This is a genomic window from Cryobacterium sandaracinum (genome assembly GCF_004403415.1).
Taxonomy (GTDB): Bacteria; Actinomycetota; Actinomycetes; order Actinomycetales; family Microbacteriaceae; genus Cryobacterium; species Cryobacterium sandaracinum.
The window spans coordinates 57,265-74,359 of the sequence record NZ_SOGO01000016.1 but is presented as its reverse complement, the minus strand read 5'-3'; the positions used below and the strand labels follow the sequence as shown (position 1 = coordinate 74,359).

Below are 17,095 nucleotides of genomic sequence, written 5' to 3'. Positions count from 1 at the left end.
ATCGCCCGGCCGCCACCTGCCACGGAGAACCGCATGAGCGAGCAGAACCCAGCACCGACCGAGGCTGAAATCGTGGCCGCCGCAGCGGCGGAGGCCGAGACCAACGAGCAGAAGGTCGTGCGCCTGGCCAAGCGTGACCGGTTGAACGCCGCCGCGACCAGTCCCGCCGGCGGCGCCTACCCGGTGTCCGTGCCCGTCACCGACACGATCCCCGCCGTGCGTGCGCAGTTCGGCGACCTCGAAGCGGATGCCGTCACCGGCGTCATCGTCGGCCTCGCCGGCCGCGTCGTGCACCTGCGCAATACCGGCAAGCTCTGTTTCGCGAGCCTGCAGTCCGGGGACGGCAGCCGCATCCAGGCCATGATCTCCCTGGGGGCGGTGGGGGAGGAATCCCTCGCCGATTGGAAAGACCTCGTCGACCTCGGCGACCACCTCTTCGTCTCCGGCGAGGTCATCTCCTCCCGCCGCGGCGAGCTCTCCGTCATGGCGTCGGAGTGGCAGGTCGCCGCCAAGGCGCTGCTGCCGCTGCCGAACCTGCACACCGCGCTCAGCGAGGAGACCCGCGTGCGCAGTCGGTACCTCGACCTGATCATTCGCGAGCAGGCCCGCCGCAGCGTGATCCAGCGCTCGCAGACCGTCGCTAGCCTGCGCCGCACCTTCACGGAGCTGGGCTTCATCGAGATTGAGACGCCGATGCTGCAGGTCATGCACGGTGGCGCATCCGCTCGCCCGTTCACGACCCACAGCAATGCGTTCGACACCGACCTCTTCCTGCGGATCGCGCCGGAGCTGTTCCTCAAGCGCGCCGTGGTCGGCGGCATCGACCGGGTCTACGAGATCAACCGCAACTTCCGCAACGAGGGCGCCGACTCCACCCACTCGCCGGAGTTCGCGATGCTGGAGGCCTACGAGGCTTACGGCGACTACAACTCGATCGCCGACCTCACCCAGAAACTGATTCAGGATGCCGCGTTCGCCATCGCCGGCTCGCACGTGGTGACCTGGGCCGACGGCACCGAATTCGACCTGGGCGGCGACTGGGACCGCATCGGCATGTACGACAGCCTGTCCGCGGCCGTGGGCTACGTGATCTCGCCGGCCACCCCGCTCGCCGACTTGAAGGTGCTCGCCGACACGGAGGGGCTCGATATCGACCACCCCATCCACGGCAAGTACGTCGAGGAGCTGTGGGAGCACTTCGTGAAGGGCGGCCTGACCCGCCCCACGTTCGTGCTGGACTTCCCGATCGACACCAGCCCGCTCGTGCGCGGCCACCGCGGTGTGGCCGGGGTGGTCGAGAAGTGGGACCTGTACGTGCGCGGCTTCGAGCTGGCCACCGGCTACTCCGAGCTCGTCGACCCGGTCGTGCAGCGTGAGCGCTTCGTCGAACAGGCGCGCCTCGCCGCCGGCGGCGACCCCGAGGCCATGCGCCTCGACGAGGAATTCCTGCGGGCCCTCGAGCACGGGATGCCGCCGACCGGCGGCATGGGCATGGGCATCGACCGTTTGCTGATGGCGCTGTCCGGGCTGGGAATCCGGGAGACCATCCTGTTCCCACTGGTGAAATGATCATCCGATGAGGTCGAATCCGCCTCGCGAGCCTGTGCCCGGCGAGCCTGTGCCCGGCCAACCGATCCCGCGCGTCCGTCGTCGTCCGTCCCTGCTCGAAATCTCGATCTGGGTCGGCGTCGGGGGAACCGGGATCTACGCAATCGGAACCGGTATCGCAGGGCTGCTGAACACGTAAACGCCGCGCGCCTGCCCGCCGTTTTCCCGTATCGTTGGAGACATCATGGATAACTTCTGGGTCAGCGCTTTCTGGGCGCTCCTGCCCACCGTCGCCGTCGGGCTGATCTTTTGGATCGTGATGCGTTCCATCGTGCGGGCGGACCGCACGGAGCGTAAGGTCTACGCCCGGATCGAGGCGGAAGAGCGCGCCAAGCTCGGGCTCGATAAACCGGTTACGTAGCACCGAATGTTCGGCATCGACATCTCGACCATCATCCTCGTGATCGCCCTGGTGGTCGATTTCTCCATTCGCGTGGTGGCAATCGTCGTCGTTCCTCGCAACCGTCGGCCGACATCGGGCATGGCGTGGCTGCTAACGATCTTCTTCCTGCCCTTCATCGGCGCCTTACTCTTCCTGCTCATCGGCTACCGAACCCTGCCGAAAAAGCGACTGGAAATGCAGGAGGAGATCAACCAGTTCATCCTCGACAGCACCGAGGGAATCGATCAGGTGCGTCGCGATCATCCGTGGCCGCTCTGGCTCGACTCGGTCGTCGAACTCAACCGCAATCTGGGGGCGATGCCGCTGGTCGGCGGCAACGAGGCCCGCCTGCTCGGCGACTATGAGGGCACGTTCGCCGAGATGGTCACGGACATCGATCGGGCCCTTAATTTCGTGCACGTCGAGTTCTACATTCTTTCCCTGGATCCGACCACGGCACCATTCTTCGACGCCCTCGAAAACGCCGTCAAGCGCGGCGTGACCGTGCGCGTGTTGATGGATCATATCCAGTCGATGCGCAAGCTCGGCTACCGCGAGACGCTGCGCCGGCTCACCGACTCCGGCGTGAAGTGGGAGCTCCTGCTGCCGCTGCAGCCGCTCAAGGGAAAGTGGCAACGGCCGGATCTGCGCAACCACCGTAAGGTGCTGATCATCGACGGCACGGTCGGTTACATGGGGTCGCAGAACGTCATCGACCGCACGTACAACATGCCGGGGAACATCCGTCGCGGCCTGAAGTGGAAAGACCTGATGACGCGGGTCGAGGGACCGATCGTGTCGGGTCTCAACGCGATTTTCATCACCGACTGGTACAGCGAGACCAACGACCTTCTGACCCGGGACATCCAGCCGGTGTCAACCGAGGTTGTGCCGCACTCCCTGGACTGCCAGATCGTGCCCAGCGGACCCGGCTTCGAGGGCGAGAACAACCTGCGTCTGTTCCTCGCTCTGCTCTACTATGCACAGGAGCGCATCATCATCACGAGCCCGTACTTCGTGCCAGACGAGTCGATCATGTACGCCATCACGACGGCCACTCAGCGCGGGCTGCGGGTGGAGCTGTTCGTTTCCGAGGTCGGCGACCAGGCCCTCGTCTACCACGCGCAGCGCTCCTACTATGAGGAGCTGCTTCGGGCGGGCGTGAAGATCTACCTGTACAAGGCTCCCTACGTGCTGCACGCCAAGCATTTCACGATCGACGACGAGGTGGCCGTGATCGGGTCGAGCAACATGGACATGCGCTCGTTCAGCCTCAACTTCGAGGTATCGATGATGGTGCGCGGACGCTCCTTCGTGCAGCAGTTGCGGGCGGTGGAAGACGGCTACCGGGAGGACAGCCGTGAACTCACCCTGGCGGAATGGATGAAGCAGCCGCTGCGCTCCACGGTGCTCGACAATCTCGCCCGGCTGACCTCCGCGGTGCAGTAGCGGCGTCCGGCTCGGCTCCGAGCCCCGGCACCTCGCCTCACCCAATTCGGCGGTGGTCGAGGGGGCACTCCCTCGACGATGCGCGACGTGCCCAACAGGCGTTCACGAGCCGGAGACCGCACGACCAGGAGCTCGGTTCGGTGGTGAACCAATTCGACGGAGATTTTGGGAAAGAGGGAAATTTTTCAAGCTAACCTAACCGCTTTTGCCAAAATCTCCGTCGAATTCGTTCGGGGGCGCGGGTGAAACGTGTTTTTGGCCGGTGCCCGTGCAGAGGCGTGTGTGCATAGTACGCTTGCGCTCATTCTCGCCACGTTCATGTTCTTGCTCACGGTGCTGCGGAGCATCCGTTCTGACGGCGTGATCGCTCTGGTTTTCTTCCTGGCTCACCTGGCGACGCAGATCCGGGTCGAGGTGATCGCACAAATCTTTCTCCCGCACAGGGGTTTTATGCCGGTCGACTTGGCTGGTTCCGAACCCGGGGCGCGCGGTTCGAAAGCGCCGTCTCCGGGTTCCTGCTGGACATCGTCGCCACGGCCGCCTGTGCGGCCGTCGTCGGACTCGCTGAAGCTCGAGCAGAGGCACAACTCCACGCCCGATCTCAATACCTGCGTGCACTCACTGAGACCGAGTGCGTGGAGCCGGTCGCAGGTGTCCTCAGCCGGTGGCTGGGTGCAGGCTCGACGCAGCGACCCGCGCCACCCGGGGAAGGGGTGCGTTCTCCCCGGATACGATGCTGCGAATGACGGCGATCGGCAGTTTGGGCTCCCGGTTCGCGTCGGTCAGGCCGTTGGTCTCCTGCATTGTGTCCGTCAGCTGGGTGTAACAAAAGCCCGAGAGGATCGGGTTGTCCCGAAGGCTTCCCACGAGACCTGATACACGATTTTCGAAGTCCTCATGGCTTGTCGCTGTCGTGTAGCCCCACGAGTCATCGGCAGCATCGGGCGCGAAGCTGACCCCGCCGAATTCAGTGACCATGATCGACTGGCCATCGACCTCGCGGGGGATGAGCTGCAGGCGACGCCCTGCCGGACCCATACCCGCAACGAGGGATCGGATGGCGTCGATGTCCTTGTAATTGGCGTCGAGCTGCTCGGCCGTGCCCGCATAGTCGTGGATTGTGAGGATGTCAGATATGGCGTGTTCCCAGCCGTCATTGGAGATGACGGGGCGGCTCGGATCGAGCGCGCGAGTCAGGTGGTAGAGCGACTGGGCGAAGCTCAACTGGGCGTCGTCGTGTGCGATCTGTTGAACACCCCAACTCTCGTTGAGGGGAACCCAGGTGACGATTGACGGATGCGATCGGTCGCGGCGCACTACTTCGGTCCATTCGCGGGTGACTCGCGATACTGCCTCCGAAGAGAACTCGTAGGTGCTGCCCATTTCACCCCAAATGAGCAAGCCGAGCCGGTCCGCCCAATAGAGGAATCGAGGGTCCTCGACCTTTTCATGGATTCTCGCGGCGTTGAACCCGAGGGCCTTGATGAGTTCCACTTCGGCTCGCAGAGCTTCGGCCGAGGGCGCAGCGAGGTGCGACTGCGGCCAGTAGCCCTGCTCCAGCACCGATCGTACGAAGTACGGTCGGTCATTGAGCAGGAACCTGCCGCCCGCGACACCGACGCTGCGAAGCCCGAAATAGGAGAAGGACTCGTCGAGAATGCTTCCGTCGTCAGCAATGATCGAGACATGCGCGTCAATCAGTCGTGGGTTTTCCGGTGACCAGAGGAGAGCTTCACAGGCCTGACCGTTCGCCTGCCGAGAAATCTGAATGGTTGCCTGTGATCGCGGCTCAACGGCCAAGAAAGACTGCCGGGCGAGAATTTCGCCCGCGACGGACAGTTCCACCTGAACAGTAACGCTCGGCGCCGGTCGCCGCGTCAGCTCCACCTCGATCGCGACGTCCCCAGCCGGCACGTTTGGAATCCAACGCAGTGCCGTGATGCGCTGATCCGGCACAGACTCGAGCCAGACCGGTTGCCAAATCCCCGTAGTGCGGTGGTACCAAATGACGTGCGCATCCTCAAGCCAATCCTGTTTGCCCCGCGGCTGAGCTACGTCGTGGGGGTCATCCTCGGCACGAACCACGAGCACGCAGTCCTCTTGGGGCGACAGAGCTTCGGTGATGTCAAAGGAGAATGGCGTCTGGCCGCCCTCGTGAGACCCGATGAACTGGCCATCGATCCACACAGATGCGCGGTAGTCGACCGCCCCAAAATGCAACACCACTCGGTCTTGCCCGCGGGACAGTCCGCTCGCGGCCACGTCTTCGGGGCTGATGATGCGGGAATACCAGACAACGGGATGGAAGCCCGGCTCGGCGATTCCTGACATCTCCGACTCAGGCGGAAACGGAACAGTGATGACCCGGCCAAGGTGTGCAGGGTTTGCGAACCACTTCTCGCTTCTGCCGATGTCGTGATCGTCGTGTTCGAATGCCCACTCGCCGGCGAGATCGTGCCAATTCGGGCGGACAAGTTGCGGGCGGGGATACACGCCACCCTGGGCACTGGCAGAAATCGGGAGAGAACGCGACATACCGCAATCATGCCGCCAAATTACAGCGCTGTAAAGTCTGAGTGTCGGTCGAGGCGTCAAGGAGCAAATGGAGCGCTCTCGCGCACCTCGAGTGAATGCCCCACGATCCTGTGGCGGCCAACCCCCCGGTATCCAGCGATTCGTTCCTCGAGGAGATCGAAAGCAGCCGCGGCGATAGCGGTCTTCCTCGGCGCCACGGAGGTGAGTGTCGGGGACGTGTACGCGGCCAGGAAGGTGTTGTCCCAACCGACCACGGCCACATCTGCGGGTACCGATCGCCCGGAATCATGGAGGGCTTTCAATGCTCCGATCGCAAACCGGTCGTCGCGGCTGACCACGCCGTCAAAACACACCCCGCGCTCAATCGCCTCGGCAACCGAACGAAGGCCTGCTTCAGCCGTGAATTCCAAGGCCGTGAATACCAGCTCAGGATCCAGCTGGACCCCGGCCTCCAGGAGACCCTGTTGGTAGCCGAGAAGGCGCTGATTCGTCGAACCAGTGATGTCCGCCGCTATGACACCGAGAAAAGCGATGCGTCGACATCCTCTCGCTAAGAGGTGCCGCGTGGCATCGAGAGCGGCCGAGATGTTGTCGATCATCACGTGGTCTGTCATGACAGGCATGGCCGCCTCGCCGAGCAAGACCAGCGGAGTGCCAGGATCGAGCTTCGCAATGTCGAGCGATTCCATGCGGACGGGGTGAAAGATCACGCCGTCGACCAGCCCAGCCTCCCGATCGCTGAGTACCGCCCGTTCCGCGACGGGATCGCTCAAGGTCTGCTCGATGATGACTCGGTATCCTCGTCGAGTTGCTTCTTCGGCAATGTGACGGGAGAGTTCCGAAAAGTACGGGTGGTCGATTTCGGGGATTGCCAGGGCGATCATTCCGGTTCTTCCGGTAGCCAGACGCCGCGCCGTAAGGTTGGGTCGGTAGCCGAGCTGGTCAATTGCCGCTTGCACCTTCTCGCGGAGCGCCGGGGCCACGTGAGGATAGTTGTGAACGACGTTTGAGACGGTCTTCATGGATACGCCCGCGAGCTCCGCGACGTCTATTAGTCGAACCCTTGCCATGTTTGTCCCGTCCCGTCCGGTCCATCCTAAGGCGACTGTGGCCAGGCGCTGGAAACGGCGTTTGTCGCGGATCCCCGCAGACTAGACAAACATCTTTCTAGCGCTGTACATTGACGGAAGGCGCTCGTCTGCCGCTCCGATTGGTGTGGGGAATGGGCGGCCCGCTTCGCGCATGAGTCGCGGAGCGATGTTTTCGATGAGGAGGACGAACGATCATGAAGCAGAAAGACTTCCTGGGGCGGCGAGTGATTGGGGCCACAGCTCTCGGTGCCGCACTCATGCTGGTACTGGCCGGATGCTCTGCGGGCGGAACCGGGCAGGCGGCGAGTGAGCCCTTCACCGGTGAATACACCGGACCTGAAGTGGAGCTGTCCTACTGGAACGGCTTCACCGGCGGGGACGGTCCGTTCATGGAGAAGATGGTGTCCGACTTCAATGCTGAGCATGACAACATCACGGTTGTCTCGAACACGATGCAGTGGACCGACTTCTACCAGAGACTGCCCGCAGCGGTGACCGCCGGCGAGGGTCCCGACGTCGGCGTGATGCACCTGGACCAGCTCGCGTCGAATGCCGCGCGAAACGTCATAGTACCGATCGACGATCTCGCTGAGGACTTGGGTCTCACGTCAGATGACTTCAGCGACGAAGTCTGGAATGCCGGCGTCTATAAGGACGCCCGATACGGCATTCCGCTCGATGTGCATTCACTGGCCATGTACTACAACACCGAACATTTCGCCGCCGCTGGGATCGAAGGGGCCCCGACCGACGCGGCTTCCTTCCAGGAGGCGCTCGACAAGCTCAAAGCAGCTGGGTACGAAACTCCATTCTGGATGCCGACGCGGTGGCCGAGCCACCTCATGAACCTCTCCGTGCTGTGGCAGAACGACGGTGAACCATATGGTGACGACGGGGCAACGTTTGATTCAGCAGCCGGGGTAGAGGCACTTGAGTGGCAGCGCTCCATCGTGGACGACGGTTACAGCCCGAGTGACGTCGCCATCGACTCTCAGTACGTCGCCTTCAAGAATGGTGAGACCTCGATCACATGGGACGGCATCTGGCAGATCAACGATCTCGCCGAGTCCGGTCTGCCTTACGCGGTCGCCCCGGTCCCCACAATTGGTGACACGGATGCCGTATGGGCCAACTCCCATAACTTCTTCCTTCCCCGCCAGGCAAACGCGGACCAGAACAAGGTCAACGCATCGAAGGTGTTCATCGCCTGGATGAGCGAGCAGTCCGCCGAGTGGGCAGGCTCGGGCATGATCCCCGCTCGCCAGTCGGTGCGTGATGCGGGTGCCCTCGACGGCCTGCCGCAGGAAGCAATCGCGGCAACGATCGATTCGATGCGTTTCTTGCCGCCCATTCCCGGGATCGGTGGGGTTCAGGCCGAGACCCTCGAAATCGCAGTCGCCGACGGGGTTCAGGGAACGACGACGCCGAGTGACGCGCTCAAAAAAGCCGCCGGCACGGCGACGAAACTCATGGCCGACAACAAAGCCTCGTTCGGGGACTGACCAGTGTCGACGAAGGTCGGTGAGCGCGCCCTCCCCATGGGGAGGGCGCGCCGCCCCTCGGCCTCCGACCCGGAGTCGCAGAAAAATCGTGGAGTGCGAGCGGGCACTCGGCGGCAGGGGATAGCCACCCCCTGGCTATTCCTTGCCCCCTACCTGCTTCTGTTTGGCAGCTTCGTCGTCCTCCCGGCAGTTTTAGGGGTGTGGATCAGTCTTCATTCCTGGGACTACACGTTGCCGAACAAACCCTTTGTCGGCCTCGACAACTACGTCGCCTTGTTCTCACCCGGATCGACGGTTTTTGGCCCGTTCTGGGGGTCCATGCGGGCCACCGGCATCTTCACGGTACTCAGCGTGCCATTGCTCCTGATCGTCCCGCTCGCCGTTGCCTTACTCATGAGCAGGAAGTTTCCCGGACGGGACTTTCTCCGAGCAATCTACTTCGCCCCCTACGTACTCGGCGTCGCCGTCATCTCGGTGCTGTGGCGATACCTGCTCGACAACAACATCGGGCTGGTGAACCACTATCTGGGACTCCTAGGACTTCCGGATGACACCGCTTGGACAACAACGACGCCCGCGGCCTGGGTCGCGCTCGTGGGAGTGACCGTCTGGTGGACGCTCGGATTCAACGCCGTCATTTACCTTGCCGGCCTTCAGGACATCCCGATCGAACTCTACGAAGCCGCACGTGTTGATGGGGCCGGACCGTGGATGCAGTTCCTGCACGTGACGATCCCCGGGCTCAAGCCCATCCTCTCGTTCATCACGATCATCACCCTTCTTGCATCCGCCAATATGTTTGGCCAGTCCTATCTCATGACTCAGGGCGGCCCCGGACGTGAAACGCGCACGGCCATATATCAGATCGCCGACGCGGGTCTGCGCAACTTTCAGATGGGCAGCGCCGCAGCGATGAGTTATGTACTGACCGTATTCCTCATGGCGATCAGTGCTTTTGTCTTCTACATCTTTCGCGAGAAACAGCCCAAGAAGCTCAAGAAGGAGGTGCGCTCGTGAACGCTCTCACGACCAGGATCAGTGCAGGTTCCCGTGCACGCAGTGCACGTCGACGGAGTGGCACAATCACTCGGGTCGTCGTTCTCGGCGCGATCGCAATCGCGTTCATCAGCCCGATCATCTTCATGATCGTGACCAGCTTCAAGACCCGGGCTGACGCAACGGCTATTCCACCGGCGTGGATTCCCAATCCAATTTCCGTACAAGCTTTCGCGTCTATCCTCGCTCCCGGGACTGCGACTCCGGTGCTGCAATGGTTCGCAAACAGCATGGTCGCAGCCGCCCTCAATGCCACGCTCGTCGTCGTCACGGCGTCATTGGCGGCGTATCCGCTCGCACGAATGCAGTTTCGCGGCAAGAATTTCGTCTTCGTCATCATCGTCGCGACATTGCTGGTGCCGCCGGTAATCCTGGTGATTCCCAACTACCTCATCGTGAGCGAACTGGGGTGGCTCAACTCGCTCGTCGCGATCATCATTCCCACGGCGGCGTCCGCATTCGGAGTGTTCTTCATGCGACAGTTCTTCGTCGGCCTGCCGATCGAGTTAGAGGAGGCCGCCCGGCTCGATGGGGCGAACCGATTCGTCATCTTCATGCAAGTGGTTCTGCCGCTCGCCAAACCCGCACTTGCAACACTCGCGCTGCTCGCCTTCCTCGGCAACTGGAACGACTTCCTCTGGCCCGTCTACGTCTTGTTCAGCCCGGAGATACAAACACTGCCAGCTGGACTGTCCACGCTTCAGTCCGCAAATGCGGTGCGCTACGACCTTTTGATGGCCGGCGCGGTTGTCGCGAGCGTGCCCGTGCTGGCGCTGTTCATCTTCCTTCAGCGCTTTATCATCGAGGGCGTTTCTCGCTCCGGAGTGAAGGGATAGCACGTGTTGACCTCTGCTCGCCGCGCAGCGGTAGCGTGTGTGGCTGGAGCCATCATGACCGCCTTCGCGGTGAGTGGCTGCACGGCGGCTCCGGAGCACTCGGCACCTCCGGCGTCTGCCGCAGCAGGCGCTGCGGTACTCAACACGAATTTCGCAGACCCCGACGTGGTGGAGGTCGACGGCACTTATTTCGCGTATGCCACCAACGACAACAACCGCAACGTGCAGGTCGCCTCCTCCACCGATCTCCTCGATTGGGAGGTGTTACCGGACGCGTTGCCGGATCTCCCAAGCTGGATTATTCCGGGAAAGACCTGGGCGCCTGAGGTGACGAGACTCGCCGATGATTCATTCGTCATGTACTTCACGGCGACGAATTTTGCGCCAACGCTGCAGTGCATTGGTGTAGCCACTGCCAGCGACCCGGCCGGACCGTTCATCGTTCAGAGCGACGCCATGATCATCTGTCCAGAAGACGAAGGCGGCGCGATCGATGCAAGCACCGTGCTCATCGACGACGCCTTGTACCTCGTCTGGAAAAATGACGGTAACTGTTGCGACCTCGACACCTGGATTCAGGCGGCCACGCTCTCTCCCGACGGGCTCAGCATCACGGGCGATCCCATCAGGATCCTGAAGCAAACCGAGGAATGGGAGGACAACCTTATCGAGGCTCCCACCATTGTGGTCCGAGGTACAGGACTCCTGATGCTCTACTCCGCTAACTCTTACGGAGACGACCGATATGCGGTCGGTGCTGCAACGGCTGCCTCAATCGATGGCCCGTGGACGAAGGAAACGGGTCCGATCCTCTCGACCGAAGGGTCGGGGGGCCTATATCGCGGCCCTGGTGGCCAAGACCTGGTCTTTGGTCTGAATGGCAAGGACTATCTCGTCTTCCACGGGTGGGACACGGACTACACGTACCGCGCACTTCACGTTGCCGAGACCGAATGGGACGCCGACATTCCTCGGGTCCTGACCCCCGAGTAACCCAATTGGGGTGCGACCTTTCTTTCGCGGCGCCATCCTGGCGCCGTGGCCGAACCGAGTCGTGGATGGAAAGTACACATTCGGTGGTGTCGAGCAACAGCTCAGCATCACCGAGCCGTCGAGGGGTCACGCTCTCCATGGACTCGTGTCCTGGTTGAACTTTGCAGTGGTCAGGCAGGCGGCCGATCGGCTCGTCCTCGCGGCAACCGTCGAAGCGCAGCCTGGATACCCCCACCGGGTGACGCTGGAGGTGGATTTTGCGCTTGACGCCGGTTGCCTTCGAACGGCAGTTACGGCAGTGAATGCCGGTCCAAATGCCGCCCCTTTTGGCGTCGCTCCGCACCCGTACCTTGTTGCCGGCGATGGCCGCGTCAACGACTGGACGCTGGAGCTCGCAGCCCAGCGAATCCTGACCGTGACTCATGACCGCCTCATTCCCCTTCACCTCTGTGATCTCGATGCTGGTGATCTTGCCGTGTTTGACTTCCGCACGCCGCGGACTATCGATGACACCTTCATCGACCATGCATTCACTGGCTTCGACCGGGACGATGAAGGCATGGCGACACTTCGATTGACGACGACCGCGGGCAGTGGAGTGGAAATGATCTGGGGTCCCGAATGCCCGTGGGTTCAGGTGCATACGGCTGATCAATTAGTACCCTCGATCGACAGAATTGGACTCGCCGTCGAACCAATGACCTGTCCGCCGGATGCGTTCAACTCTGGAATGAACCTGAACGTCCTTGAGCCATCCGGCTCAACGCGCGCCTCCTGGACGGTTCGTGCAATCGACCAGCTATGCAGACCGCTCCGGAATTGACGCGACTCGCGTCGCCGAATGACCAAACCGGCACAATAGCGCTTGACCGACGATTTCACATACGTTCTGACGCGGTGGTCGCTGAACGCCCGATAGCCGAACGGCTAGCGGCCGTTCCGTCGTAAGAGAGAATGCCTCGGTACCCACCTCGGTGCCCACCTCGTGGTGTCGACGAGGCACCCCTGGCGCTGGCAGGGGGCAACGCGCAACCCGAATTCGGTCGCATCCTCGCAGTGGCGGGTCATGTGCGATCGTGATAGATCTGGGACATGCACATTTTCCGCGCAGCCTGAGACTCTGCCCGGACATTCACCGTAAATGCACCGCCGAAAGTGAGGGCGGATCTTCCGTCTTTCATGGTCAAAATTTAGGGAGTGAAAGAAATGAAAGCAGTCGTTTATAAAGGCCCCAACGCGGTCAACGTTGAAGACGTTCCGGATGCCAAGATCGAACGCCCCACTGACGTTCTTGTTCGCATCACAGCGACAAATATTTGCGGTTCCGATTTGCACATGTACGAGGGACGCACCGATTTCGAGGTCGGGCGCACCTTTGGTCACGAGAACATGGGTGAGGTCATCGAGATCGGGAACGGCGTCGACGCCGTCAAGGTCGGCGATCGGGTCGTGCTGCCATTCAATATTTCCTGCGGGTTTTGCAAGAATTGCGAACGCGGTTTCACGAACTACTGCATGACCACTCAACCAAACCCGGTCGGCGCGGGCGCCGCCTACGGCTTCGCTGGCATGGGTCCGTATCCCGGCGGGCAGGCCCAAATGCTGCGTGTGCCCTACGGCGATAACAACTGCTTGCGCCTGGGTGAAGACGCGGTAGAAAAGCAAAACGATTACGTGATGCTGTCGGACATTTTCCCTACCGGTTACCACGCTACCGAGATGGCCGGAGTGATCCCCGGTGACACGGTCGTGATTTACGGTGCGGGTCCAGTCGGACTGATGGCCGCCCTGTCCGCCACGATCAAGGGCGCGAGTAAAGTTTGGGTCGTGGATCGACGCCCTGACCGGCTGGCCCTCGCCGAGCAGATCGGTGCGATCGCCATTGATGACTCGAAGACGGACCCGGTTGAGTTCGTTTTGGACCAGACCAAGGGTATCGGCGCGGACCGGGGATGTGAATGCGTGGGTTATCAGGCCCACGACCCCCAGGGCACCGAAGATCCCGCCATGACTCTGAATCGGCTGATCCAGTCCGTGCGCATCACCGGGGGAATCGGCGTTGTCGGAGTCTTCCTTCCGGCAGATCCCGGCGGCTTCGACGATAACGCCAAGCAGGGCAAACTTGCCATTGATTATGGCCTGCAGTGGCTTAAGGGTCAAAGCATAGGCAGCGGACAATGCCCGGTGAAGAAGTACAATCGGCAGTTGCGCGACCTGATCGCCGCGGGCAAAGCCAAGCCATCCTGGATCGTTTCCCACGAGATCCCCCTCAGCAAAGCCGCGGATGCCTACAAGAACTTTGGCGAACGCACCAACGGTTGGACCAAAGTCATCCTCAAGCCGGAGTAGGCCAACCGATCCTTCGTTGGGTATCCGCGCGTGCGCCGCCGCACGGCTACCCGGGATGAGGGCAGCAGCGCGTTCCGCGATGGCGACGACGGCGGCATCCGTGTTGCCGGACATTGCCGAGGGCATAATCGAGGCGTCTGCGACACGCAGTCCGACGATTCCGTGCACCCGCAATTCCGGGGGGCAGCAGCCCGACCGTCATCGGACCGTCGGTGCCCCGGATCACGGCCCTCCGTCGTCTCACCGCGCCGATCGTGCTTCCATGCTCGGCAACATGGTGCTGATTTGCTCGGCGGTGGACCGGCCGCGGTCATCGACCACGCGACCATCGGCCAGGAGGATGATGCGGTCGGCATAGCTGGCGGCCTGCAGCGCGGCGATGACCTGCGTCTGGCTGAGCCGCAGCGCCTCTTCCCAGGCGGTTGCGATCGGATCCGAGGTCACCACCTGTTCGGCCGACGAGGCCGCCACGTGCGGTCGAGATCGCCCGCCACGTGCGGTCGAGATCGCCCGCCACACCTTCCGAAATCGGCCGAAGGTGACGAGGTCGGAGCCGGTGCGCGACGACATCCGTCACGCCTGCGGCGAACAGAGGCACTCATTTCAGGGTTCGCTCGTTACTCTCGATGTATCGGCGCCACAACTGCCCTGGCGCCAAGGGAGCGATCACATGTTTGAGAGATTTACCGACCGAGCTCGACGCGTCGTTGTTTTGGCCCAGGAAGAGGCCAAAATGCTCAACCACAACTACATCGGTACTGAGCACATCCTGCTCGGCCTGATCCACGAAGGCGAGGGAGTTGCGGCCAAAGCCCTCGAGAGCCTGGGTATTTCCCTCGACGCCGTGCGTGAGCAGGTGCAGGACATCATCGGTCAGGGCCAGCAGCAGCCGACGGGGCACATCCCGTTCACGCCGCGCGCCAAGAAGGTTCTCGAACTGAGCCTGCGCGAAGCACTGCAGCTCGGCCACAACTACATCGGCACCGAGCACATTCTGCTCGGCCTCATCCGCGAGGGTGAAGGCGTTGCCGCCCAGGTGCTCGTCAAGCTCGGCGCCGACCTCAACCGGGTGCGCCAGCAGGTCATCCAGCTCCTCTCTGGTTACCAGGGCAAGGAGCAGGTGCAGGTCGGCGCGAACGAGCAGGCGAGCGGTCCGGCGGGCAGCCAGATTCTCGACCAGTTCGGGCGCAACCTCACGCAGGCCGCCCGCGACAACAAACTCGACCCGGTCATCGGGCGCGAGAAGGAGATCGAGCGGGTCATGCAGATCCTGTCCCGCCGGTCCAAGAACAACCCGGTTCTGATCGGTGAGCCCGGAGTCGGCAAGACCGCCGTCGTCGAGGGTCTCGCCCAGGCCATCGTCAAGGGCGATGTACCCGAGACGCTGAAAGACAAACAGCTCTACTCGCTCGACCTCGGCTCGCTCATCGCCGGAAGCCGCTATCGCGGTGACTTCGAGGAGCGGCTGAAGAAGGTCACCAAGGAGATCCGCACCCGCGGCGACATCATCATCTTCATCGACGAGATCCACACCCTCGTCGGTGCCGGTGCCGCTGAGGGCGCCATCGACGCGGCCAGCATCCTGAAGCCTCTCCTCGCCCGAGGCGAGCTGCAGACCATCGGTGCCACCACGATCGACGAGTACCGCAAGCACTTCGAGAAGGATGCCGCGCTCGAGCGACGCTTCCAGCCGATCCAGGTGGCCGAGCCGTCTCTGCCCCACACCATCAATATCCTCAAGGGGCTGCGCGACCGGTACGAGGCGCACCACAAGGTCTCGATCACCGACGGCGCTCTCGTGGCCGCGGCGAACCTGGCCGACCGCTACGTCTCCGACCGGTTCCTGCCGGACAAGGCCATCGACCTGATCGACGAGGCCGGCGCCCGCCTGCGCCTGTCGATCCTGTCCAGCCCGCCCGAGCTGCGCGAATTCGACGAGAAGATCGCCGTGGTGCGCGCCGCCAAGGAGACCGCCATCGAGGAGCAGGACTTCGAGAAGGCCGCCGGCCTGCGCGACGAGGAGAAGAACCTCCTCGGCGAGCGTTTGCGCCTCGAGAAGAAGTGGAAGTCGGGCGACGTCAAGACGACCGCCGTCGTCGACGAGGGCCTGATCGCCGAGGTTCTGGCCCAGGCCACCGGCATCCCCGTCTTCAAACTCACCGAGGAGGAGTCCTCGCGGCTCGTCTTCATGGAGAAGGCGCTGCACCAGCGCGTCATCGGTCAGGAAGAGGCCATCTCGGCGCTCGCCAAAACCATCCGTCGCACCCGTGCCGGACTGAAGGACCCGAAGCGCCCGAGCGGTTCGTTCATCTTCGCGGGCCCCACCGGCGTCGGAAAGACCGAGCTGGCCAAGGCGCTCGCCGAGTTCCTCTTCGACGACGAGGCCGCCATGATCTCCCTCGACATGAGTGAGTACGGCGAGAAGCACACCGTGTCCCGACTGTTCGGCGCCCCTCCCGGGTTCGTCGGCTTCGAAGAGGGCGGCCAGCTCACCGAGAAGGTGCGCCGCAAGCCGTTCTCCGTGGTGCTGTTCGACGAGATCGAGAAGGCCCACCCTGACATCTTCAACTCGCTCCTGCAGATTCTTGAAGAGGGCCGATTGACGGATGGCCAGGGTCGCGTCGTCGACTTCAAGAACACCGTGATCATCATGACCACGAACCTCGGCACCAAGGACATCAGCGGCGCGCCCGTCGGTTTCCAACTCGAGGGTGACACGTCCACCGGTTACGACCGGATGAGCGGCAAGGTGAAAGAGGAGCTGAAGAAGCACTTCAAGCCCGAGTTCCTCAACCGCGTGGACGAGATCATCGTCTTCCCGCAGCTGACCAAGCCGGAACTGCTCCAGATCGTGGACCTGTTCATCAAGCGCTTGAGCGAGCGCCTGCTCGACCGCGACATGACCGTGGACCTGACCCTCGCCGTGAAGGAGCACTTGATCGAGGTCGGCTTCGACCCCGCACTCGGTGCCCGTCCGTTGCGCCGTGCGATCCAGCGCGAGGTGGAGGACCGCCTGTCGGAAAAGATCCTGCAGGGCGAGCTCAACGCCGGCGACCACGTGCACGTGGATTACGTGGGTGGGGAGTACATCTTCACCACGACGGTGCGCGCCTCCGCCGTAGCCGTCGGCGTCAACACCACGGCCGCAATCGGCACGGGGCCGGGCTCACCCGACCTCGCGGTGACCAGCGAGTAGCGGTAACCCGTTGGACAGGGCCCGGCGGAAACATCCGCCGGGCCCTGTCTCGTGCTCGCCCGGCCCCGACTCCCTGACGAATTCGGCGGAGATTTTGC

14 protein-coding genes and 1 pseudogene are annotated in these 17,095 nt (G+C 62.7%); 10 read left to right on the top strand and 5 right to left on the bottom strand.

Going from position 1 to position 17,095, the window contains the following annotated elements:
- Positions 1–33: 33 nt before the first annotated feature.
- The 3 genes from lysS to cls all read left to right on the top strand — a co-directional run bounded on the left by lysS (position 34) and on the right by cls (position 3,439).
- Entirely contained in the window at positions 34–1,569 is a 1,536-nt protein-coding gene (gene lysS / locus E3T25_RS05020) for a lysine--tRNA ligase (protein WP_104102437.1), read from the top strand.
- A 223-nt stretch (positions 1,570–1,792) separates the two neighbouring features.
- Positions 1,793–1,969 (top strand): hypothetical protein, encoded by a 177-nt coding sequence (locus E3T25_RS16670; protein ID WP_166784554.1) that lies wholly within the window; start codon positions 1,793–1,795, stop codon positions 1,967–1,969.
- Between the two features lie 6 nt (positions 1,970–1,975).
- The gene (cls, locus tag E3T25_RS05015) at positions 1,976–3,439 is read left to right on the top strand and encodes a cardiolipin synthase (protein ID WP_134372726.1); all 1,464 of its coding nucleotides are present in this window, start codon (positions 1,976–1,978) and stop codon (positions 3,437–3,439) included.
- Between the two features lie 195 nt (positions 3,440–3,634).
- Here cls and E3T25_RS05010 read toward each other — a convergent pair whose 3' ends face one another.
- The 3 genes from E3T25_RS05010 to E3T25_RS05000 form a co-directional block, all read right to left on the bottom strand.
- Entirely contained in the window at positions 3,635–3,880 is a 246-nt protein-coding gene (locus E3T25_RS05010; RefSeq protein ID WP_134372723.1) for a hypothetical protein, read from the bottom strand.
- A 216-nt stretch (positions 3,881–4,096) separates the two neighbouring features.
- Positions 4,097–6,034, bottom strand: coding sequence for a glycoside hydrolase family 2 protein (locus E3T25_RS05005; RefSeq protein ID WP_338145467.1), 1,938 nt, complete (start codon positions 6,032–6,034; stop codon positions 4,097–4,099).
- Entirely contained in the window at positions 6,031–7,044 is a 1,014-nt protein-coding gene (locus tag E3T25_RS05000; RefSeq protein ID WP_104102425.1) for a LacI family DNA-binding transcriptional regulator, read from the bottom strand. The genes E3T25_RS05005 and E3T25_RS05000 overlap by 4 nt, the downstream gene beginning before the upstream one ends.
- A 215-nt stretch (positions 7,045–7,259) precedes the next feature.
- Between E3T25_RS05000 and E3T25_RS04995 the strand changes: the two genes are divergently transcribed.
- The 6 genes from E3T25_RS04995 (at position 7,260) to E3T25_RS04970 (ending at position 13,801) form a co-directional block, all read left to right on the top strand.
- Positions 7,260–8,567: an ABC transporter substrate-binding protein gene (locus tag E3T25_RS04995; protein ID WP_104102422.1), complete on the top strand. Its 1,308-nt coding sequence runs from the start codon at positions 7,260–7,262 to the stop codon at positions 8,565–8,567.
- Positions 8,568–8,570: 3 nt separating this feature from the next.
- On the top strand, positions 8,571–9,584 hold the full coding sequence (locus E3T25_RS04990; protein WP_233191485.1) for a carbohydrate ABC transporter permease: 1,014 nt from the start codon (positions 8,571–8,573) through the stop codon (positions 9,582–9,584).
- Positions 9,581–10,459 (top strand): carbohydrate ABC transporter permease, encoded by an 879-nt coding sequence (locus E3T25_RS04985; RefSeq protein WP_233191484.1) that lies wholly within the window; start codon positions 9,581–9,583, stop codon positions 10,457–10,459. Before E3T25_RS04990 ends, E3T25_RS04985 begins: the two co-directional genes overlap by 4 nt.
- A gap of 54 nt (positions 10,460–10,513) precedes the next feature.
- Complete coding sequence (locus E3T25_RS04980) at positions 10,514–11,452, top strand: glycoside hydrolase family 43 protein (protein WP_134372719.1); 939 nt, start codon at positions 10,514–10,516, stop codon at positions 11,450–11,452.
- A gap of 10 nt (positions 11,453–11,462) precedes the next feature.
- On the top strand, positions 11,463–12,275 hold the full coding sequence (locus E3T25_RS04975) for an aldose 1-epimerase family protein (protein WP_255572972.1): 813 nt from the start codon (positions 11,463–11,465) through the stop codon (positions 12,273–12,275).
- A gap of 383 nt (positions 12,276–12,658) precedes the next feature.
- A complete protein-coding gene (locus E3T25_RS04970; protein WP_104102415.1) occupies positions 12,659–13,801 on the top strand; it encodes a glutathione-independent formaldehyde dehydrogenase in 1,143 nt (380 codons plus the stop codon).
- Between the two features lie 87 nt (positions 13,802–13,888).
- Here the strand turns inward: E3T25_RS04970 and E3T25_RS17650 are convergent.
- Together E3T25_RS17650 and E3T25_RS04960 are read right to left on the bottom strand one after the other, a co-directional pair.
- Positions 13,889–13,981, bottom strand: a pseudogene (locus tag E3T25_RS17650) (GMC oxidoreductase); the annotation flags it as partial.
- Between the two features lie 60 nt (positions 13,982–14,041).
- The gene (locus E3T25_RS04960; protein ID WP_134372713.1) at positions 14,042–14,371 is read right to left on the bottom strand and encodes a hypothetical protein; all 330 of its coding nucleotides are present in this window, start codon (positions 14,369–14,371) and stop codon (positions 14,042–14,044) included.
- Positions 14,372–14,471: 100 nt separating this feature from the next.
- On the opposite strand from E3T25_RS04960, the gene E3T25_RS04955 reads away from it, so the two are divergent.
- A complete protein-coding gene (locus E3T25_RS04955; protein WP_104102410.1) occupies positions 14,472–16,997 on the top strand; it encodes an ATP-dependent Clp protease ATP-binding subunit in 2,526 nt (841 codons plus the stop codon).
- Positions 16,998–17,095: the final 98 nt, after the last annotated feature.

Bases quoted from the DNA above. Each gene is read 5' to 3' on its own strand.
- E3T25_RS04980 (WP_134372719.1), top strand. From the start codon at position 10,514: ATGACCGCCTTCGCGGTGAGTGGCTGCACGGCGGCTCCGGAGCACTCG.
- E3T25_RS04970 (WP_104102415.1), top strand. From the start codon at position 12,659: ATGAAAGCAGTCGTTTATAAAGGCCCCAACGCGGTCAACGTTGAAGAC.
- cls (WP_134372726.1), top strand. From the start codon at position 1,976: ATGTTCGGCATCGACATCTCGACCATCATCCTCGTGATCGCCCTGGTG.
- E3T25_RS04955 (WP_104102410.1), top strand. From the start codon at position 14,472: ATGTTTGAGAGATTTACCGACCGAGCTCGACGCGTCGTTGTTTTGGCC.
- lysS (WP_104102437.1), top strand. From the start codon at position 34: ATGAGCGAGCAGAACCCAGCACCGACCGAGGCTGAAATCGTGGCCGCC.
- E3T25_RS05000 (WP_104102425.1), bottom strand. From the start codon at position 7,044: ATGGCAAGGGTTCGACTAATAGACGTCGCGGAGCTCGCGGGCGTATCC.
- E3T25_RS16670 (WP_166784554.1), top strand. From the start codon at position 1,793: ATGGATAACTTCTGGGTCAGCGCTTTCTGGGCGCTCCTGCCCACCGTC.
- E3T25_RS04995 (WP_104102422.1), top strand. From the start codon at position 7,260: ATGAAGCAGAAAGACTTCCTGGGGCGGCGAGTGATTGGGGCCACAGCT.
- E3T25_RS04960 (WP_134372713.1), bottom strand. From the start codon at position 14,371: ATGTCGTCGCGCACCGGCTCCGACCTCGTCACCTTCGGCCGATTTCGG.